This window comes from Pseudomonas sp. SDO55104_S430 (assembly GCF_054070595.1).
On the sequence record NZ_JBSVXG010000301.1, the window covers coordinates 1 to 5,703 of the forward strand.

General features: G+C 60.8%; 5 protein-coding genes. All 5 read left to right on the plus strand.

From position 1 onward, the window contains the following. Positions 1 to 92 precede the first annotated feature (92 nt). Positions 93 to 968 (plus strand): SMP-30/gluconolactonase/LRE family protein, encoded by an 876-nt coding sequence (locus ACW9JE_RS28080; RefSeq protein ID WP_457434611.1) that lies wholly within the window; start codon positions 93 to 95, stop codon positions 966 to 968. A 115-nt stretch (positions 969 to 1,083) separates the two neighbouring features. Further along, positions 1,084 to 1,905, plus strand: coding sequence for an SDR family oxidoreductase (locus tag ACW9JE_RS28085; protein WP_457434612.1), 822 nt, complete (start codon positions 1,084 to 1,086; stop codon positions 1,903 to 1,905). A gap of 129 nt (positions 1,906 to 2,034) precedes the next feature. Further along, positions 2,035 to 3,039 (plus strand): substrate-binding domain-containing protein, encoded by a 1,005-nt coding sequence (locus ACW9JE_RS28090; RefSeq protein ID WP_224541690.1) that lies wholly within the window; start codon positions 2,035 to 2,037, stop codon positions 3,037 to 3,039. A 64-nt stretch (positions 3,040 to 3,103) separates the two neighbouring features. Continuing rightward, positions 3,104 to 4,654: an L-arabinose ABC transporter ATP-binding protein AraG gene (gene araG / locus ACW9JE_RS28095; protein ID WP_457434613.1), complete on the plus strand. Its 1,551-nt coding sequence runs from the start codon at positions 3,104 to 3,106 to the stop codon at positions 4,652 to 4,654. Positions 4,655 to 4,666: 12 nt separating this feature from the next. Further along, positions 4,667 to 5,635 (plus strand): L-arabinose ABC transporter permease AraH, encoded by a 969-nt coding sequence (gene araH / locus ACW9JE_RS28100; RefSeq protein WP_457434614.1) that lies wholly within the window; start codon positions 4,667 to 4,669, stop codon positions 5,633 to 5,635. Positions 5,636 to 5,703: the final 68 nt, after the last annotated feature.

The window sequence follows — 5,703 nt, forward strand, 5'->3', positions numbered from 1 at the left end:
TCAGCCAACATCAATGTCGACTGATACACCGCATTCGCGAGCAAGCCCGCTCCCACAGTATAAAAAAAAACAAGAACAAATCAGGAGGTTTCATGACGTGGACCGCAGTCACCGAACACCGCGCCCATCTCGGCGAAGGACCGTTCTGGGACGCGCCAACCCAGGCGCTCTACTGGGTGGACATCGCCGGCAAACAAGCCCTGCGCCTGATCGGCTCCAACGTGCAGATCTGGCAGATGCCCGAACACGTGTCGGCCTTTATCCCCTGTGCCAGCGGCGATGCATTGGTGACCCTGAGCAGCGGCGTTTATCGTCTCGACCTGAATTCCCCGGGGCTTGAACCACGCCTGACCCTGTTCTGCGTCGCCGATCCGCAACCCGGCAACCGTGGCAACGAAGCCCGCTGCGACGCCCAGGGCCGGCTCTGGCTCGGCACCATGCAAAACAACATCGGTTCAAATGGCGAAGATCTGCCCATCGAGCGACGTTCCGGCGGGCTGTTCCGCATCGATCGCGATGCACGAGTGACCCCATTGCTGCGCGGCCTCGGCATCCCCAATACCTTGCTCTGGAGCGACGACGCCACCACGGTCTATTTCGGCGACAGCCTCGACGGCACGCTGTATCGGCATTTCATTCGCACCGACGGCAACCTTGAACCGGCGCAAACCTGGTTTGGCCCCCATCGTCGCGGCGGTCCGGATGGCTCGGCGATGGATGCCGAAGGATTTATCTGGAACGCCCGCTGGGACGGTAGTTGCCTGCTCAGGCTGGCGCCGGATGGTCAGATTGATCGGGTGATCGAGTTGCCTGTCAGCCGTCCGACCAGTTGCGTGTTTGGCGGCCCCGACCTGAAAACCCTGTACATCACCAGCGCCGCCAGCCCGCTCGATCACCCGCTGGACGGTGCCGTGTTGTCGATTCAGGTGGATGTCGCAGGAAAGCTCTGTACGAGATTTGCTGGATAAATCCCAGAATATGGGATGCAAAATTATATATTGAGATTAATCAGGTGCCGGGTTTATAGTCGGCACCATCGTTCCACGATGCACTCACACTTAAAAAAACAAGATTGGTGAAGTGATGCAGCGATATTCCCTCGAACTACCGCCGGTGCCTGAACCGCCCAAGGGCGAGCGCCTCAAAGACAAGGTCGTGCTGTTGACCGGTGCCGCTCAGGGCATCGGCGAAGCCATTGTCGCGGCCTTTGCCTGCCAGCAGGCGAAGCTGATCATCAGTGACATCCAGGCCGACAAGGTCGAAAACGTCGCGGCTCACTGGCGCGATCAGGGAGCCGACGTGGTGGCGATCAAGGCTGACGTTTCCCGTCAGCAGGACCTGCACGCCATGGCCCGGCTCGCAGTCGAGCGCCACGGTCGGATCGACGTGCTGGTCAATTGCGCCGGGATCAACGTATTCCGCGATCCCCTGCTGATGACCGAAGACGACTGGCACCGTTGCTTCGCCATCGACCTCGACGGCGCCTGGTATGGCTGCAAGGCGGTATTGCCGCAGATGATCGAGCAGAGCGTCGGCAGCATCATCAACATCGCCTCCACCCATTCCAGCCACATCATTCCCGGCTGCTTCCCGTATCCGGTGGCCAAGCACGGTCTGCTCGGCCTGACCCGCGCTTTGGGCATCGAATACGCGCCCAAGGGCATTCGCGTGAATGCCATCGCACCGGGCTACATCGAAACCCAACTGAACGTCGACTACTGGAACGGCTTTGCCGATCCCCACGCCGAACGTCAGCGCGCCTACGACCTGCATCCGCCCAAACGCATCGGCCAGCCGATCGAAGTGGCGATGACCGCAGTGTTCCTGGCCAGCGACGAGGCGCCGTTCATCAACGCTTCCTGCATCACCATCGATGGTGGCCGTTCAGTGATGTACCACGACTGAATGACCGGGATTTCACGCGGATAAATACGCCTGAAATCCAATCATCATACGATATGACTATTGGTAACTTGGTTTCACCGCTTTAATGGCTTTCAAAGAATGCTCAAAAAAATAACAAGGAGTCAGCTTATGAATCGTCGTCATGCCATCCGTTCCATGTGCTGTGCCGCTTTGGCGGTAAGCGCATTCAGTCTCAGCAGCACGCTGCTGGCGGCCGAGGAGGTGAAAATCGGTTTCCTGGTCAAACAGGCCGAAGAACCTTGGTTCCAGACCGAATGGGCCTTTGCCGAAAAGGCCGGCAAGGAGAAGGGTTTCACCCTGATCAAGATCGCCGTGCCTGACGGCGAGAAAACCCTGTCGGCCATCGACAGCCTGGCGGCCAATGGTGCCAAGGGCTTCGTGATCTGCCCGCCCGACGTCTCCCTCGGTCCTGCGATCATGGCCAAGGCCAAGCTCAACGACCTGAAAGTGATCGCTGTCGACGACCGCTTCGTGGACGCCAACGGCAAGTTCATGGAAGACGTTCCGTACCTCGGTATGGCCGCGTTCGAAGTCGGCCAGAAGCAGGGCGCCGCCATGGCCACCGAAGCCAAGAAACGCGGCTGGGACTGGAAAGACACCTACGCGGTGATCAACACCTACAACGAACTCGACACCGGCAAGAAGCGCACCGACGGCTCGGTCAAGTCGCTGGAAGAAGCCGGCATGCCGAAGGATCACATCCTGTTCGCGGCACTCAAGACCCTCGACGTGCCAGGCAGCATGGACGCCACCAACTCGGCGCTGGTGAAACTGCCGGGCGCGGCGAAGAACCTGATCATCGGTGGCATGAACGACAACACCGTTCTGGGTGGCGTGCGCGCCACCGAGGCTGCCGGTTTTGCCGCGGCGAACGTGATCGGCATCGGCATCAACGGTACCGACGCCATCGGCGAGCTGAAAAAGCCCAACAGCGGCTTCTACGGTTCGATGCTCCCAAGCCCGCACATCGAGGGCTACAACACCGCGAGCATGATGTACGAGTGGGTCACCACCGGCAAAGAGCCGCCGAAATACACGGCGATGGACGACGTGACCCTGATCACCCGCGACAACTTCAAGCAGGAACTGGAAAAGATCGGCCTGTGGAACTGAAGGCCGGTTGATTTCATCGGCGGCCCCGGCAGCGGGGCCGCCTGATCTGTGTGACGAGGTGGTTATGGCGCAAACACAATTACAACAACCGGCCGCATTCCCGTCGGGAGGCAGCCTGCGTTTCAACGGGATCGGCAAGACTTTTCCCGGCGTGAAGGCGCTGGACAACATCAATTTCATCGCCCACCCCGGGCAGGTTCATGCCCTGATGGGCGAGAACGGCGCGGGCAAGTCGACCTTGCTGAAAATCCTCGGCGGTGCCTACATCCCGAGCAGCGGCGACCTGCGGATCGGCGACCGCACCCACGTGTTCAAATCCACCGCCGACAGCATTGGCAGCGGCGTGGCGGTGATTCACCAGGAACTGCATCTGGTGCCGGAAATGACCGTCGCCGAAAACCTGTTCCTCGGCCATCTGCCGGCCAGTTTCGGCCTGATCAATCGTCGTCAGTTGCGCCAGCAGGCGCTGGCCTGCCTCAAGGGCCTGGCCGACGAAATCGATCCGCAGGAAAAAGTAGGGCGCCTGTCCCTCGGCCAGCGGCAACTGGTGGAAATCGCCAAGGCCCTGTCCCGTGGCGCTCACGTGATCGCCTTCGACGAACCCACCAGCAGCCTGTCGGCGCGGGAGATCGATCGCTTGATGGCGATCATCGGGCGCCTGCGCGACGAAGGCAAAGTGGTGCTGTACGTCTCCCACCGCATGGAAGAAGTGTTCCGCATCTGCAATGCGGTGACGGTGTTCAAGGACGGTCGCTACGTGCGCACCTTCGAGGACATGAGCGAGCTGACCCACGATCAGTTGGTGACCTGCATGGTCGGCCGCGACATCCAGGACATCTATGACTATCGCTCGCGTCCGCGCGGTGCGGTGGCGCTGAAGGTCGACGGCCTGCTTGGCCCTGGCTTGCGCGAACCGATGAGTTTCGAGGCGCACAAGGGCGAGATTCTCGGGCTATTCGGTCTGGTCGGCGCCGGTCGCACCGAGCTGTTCCGCCTGCTCAGCGGGCTGGAGCGCAACACCGCCGGGCGCCTGGAATTGCGTGGCCATGAACTCAAGTTGAGTTCCCCTCGAGATGCCATCGCCGCTGGCATTCTGCTGTGCCCGGAGGACCGCAAGAAGGAGGGCATCATTCCGCTGGGCAGCGTCGCCGAGAACATCAACATCAGTGCGCGCCCGGCGCATTCCCGTTTCGGTTGCCTGATCCGCGGGCTCTGGGAAAAGAACAACGCCGACAAACAGATCAAGGCACTGCGGGTGAAGACTCCGCACGCCGGGCAGCCGATCAAGTTCCTGTCCGGCGGCAATCAGCAGAAGGCGATTCTCGGTCGCTGGCTGTCGATGCCGATGAAGATCCTGCTGCTCGACGAGCCCACCCGTGGCATCGACGTCGGCGCCAAGGCCGAAATCTACCAGATCATCCACAACCTGGCCGCCAGCGGCATCGCGGTGATCGTGGTGTCCAGCGACCTGATGGAAGTGATGGGTATTTCCGACCGCATCCTGGTGATGTGCGAAGGGGTGATGCGCGGCGAGCTGAGCCGCGAACAGGCCAATGAATCCAACCTGCTGCAACTGGCTTTGCCGCGCCAACGCGCTGACAGCGTCGCGAACTGAGAGGTAATGATGATGACAACCAAAAACGAAACATTGCCGACCGAGCGTAAACCGCTGGACCTGCGGCGCTTTGTCGATGACTGGGCCATGTTGGCGGCAGCGGTCGGGATCTTCGTGCTTTGCACCTTGCTGATCGACAACTTCCTCTCGCCGCTGAACATGCGCGGCCTGGGCCTGGCGATTTCCACCACGGGGATTGCCGCCTGCACCATGCTGTATTGCCTGGCGTCCGGGCATTTCGACCTGTCGGTGGGCTCGGTGATTGCCTGCGCCGGTGTGGTGGCGGCGGTGGTGATGCGCGATACCAACAGCGTGTTTCTCGGGATTTCCGCTGCCTTGTGCATGGGCCTGATCGTTGGTTTGATCAACGGCATCGTGATCGCCAAGTTGCGGGTCAACGCGCTGATCACCACGCTGGCGACCATGCAGATCGTCCGCGGCCTGGCCTACATCTTCGCCAACGGCAAGGCGGTGGGCGTGTCCCAGGAATCGTTCTTCGTCTACGGCAACGGCCAGCTGTTCGGCGTTCCGGTGCCGATCCTGATCACCATCGTCTGCTTCCTGTTCTTCGGCTGGCTGCTGAACTACACCACCTACGGGCGCAACACCATGGCCATCGGTGGCAACCAGGAAGCGGCGCTGTTGGCCGGGGTCAACGTGGACCGGACCAAGATCATGATCTTCGCCGTGCACGGGGTGATCGGTGCGCTGGCGGGGGTAATCCTGGCCTCGCGCATGACCTCGGGCCAGCCGATGATCGGCCAGGGGTTCGAGCTGACGGTGATTTCAGCCTGCGTGCTGGGCGGGGTTTCGCTGAGTGGCGGCATCGGCATGATCCGGCATGTGATTGCCGGGGTGCTGATCCTGGCGATCATTGAAAACGCGATGAATCTGAAGAACATCGACACCTTCTACCAGTACGTGATTCGGGGTTCGATTCTGTTGCTGGCGGTGGTGATTGACCGTTTGAAGCAGCGTTGAGGTTTGTGTCGATCTGACTGGCCTCTTCGCGGGCAAGCCTCGCTCCTACAGGATTTCGCGTGACCGTA

Excerpts from the sequence above, each read along its gene's own strand:
- ACW9JE_RS28085 (WP_457434612.1), top strand. The coding sequence starts at position 1,084 with ATGCAGCGATATTCCCTCGAACTACCGCCGGTGCCTGAACCGCCCAAG.
- ACW9JE_RS28090 (WP_224541690.1), top strand. The coding sequence starts at position 2,035 with ATGAATCGTCGTCATGCCATCCGTTCCATGTGCTGTGCCGCTTTGGCG.
- ACW9JE_RS28080 (WP_457434611.1), top strand. The coding sequence starts at position 93 with ATGACGTGGACCGCAGTCACCGAACACCGCGCCCATCTCGGCGAAGGA.
- araH (WP_457434614.1), top strand. The coding sequence starts at position 4,667 with ATGACAACCAAAAACGAAACATTGCCGACCGAGCGTAAACCGCTGGAC.
- araG (WP_457434613.1), top strand. The coding sequence starts at position 3,104 with ATGGCGCAAACACAATTACAACAACCGGCCGCATTCCCGTCGGGAGGC.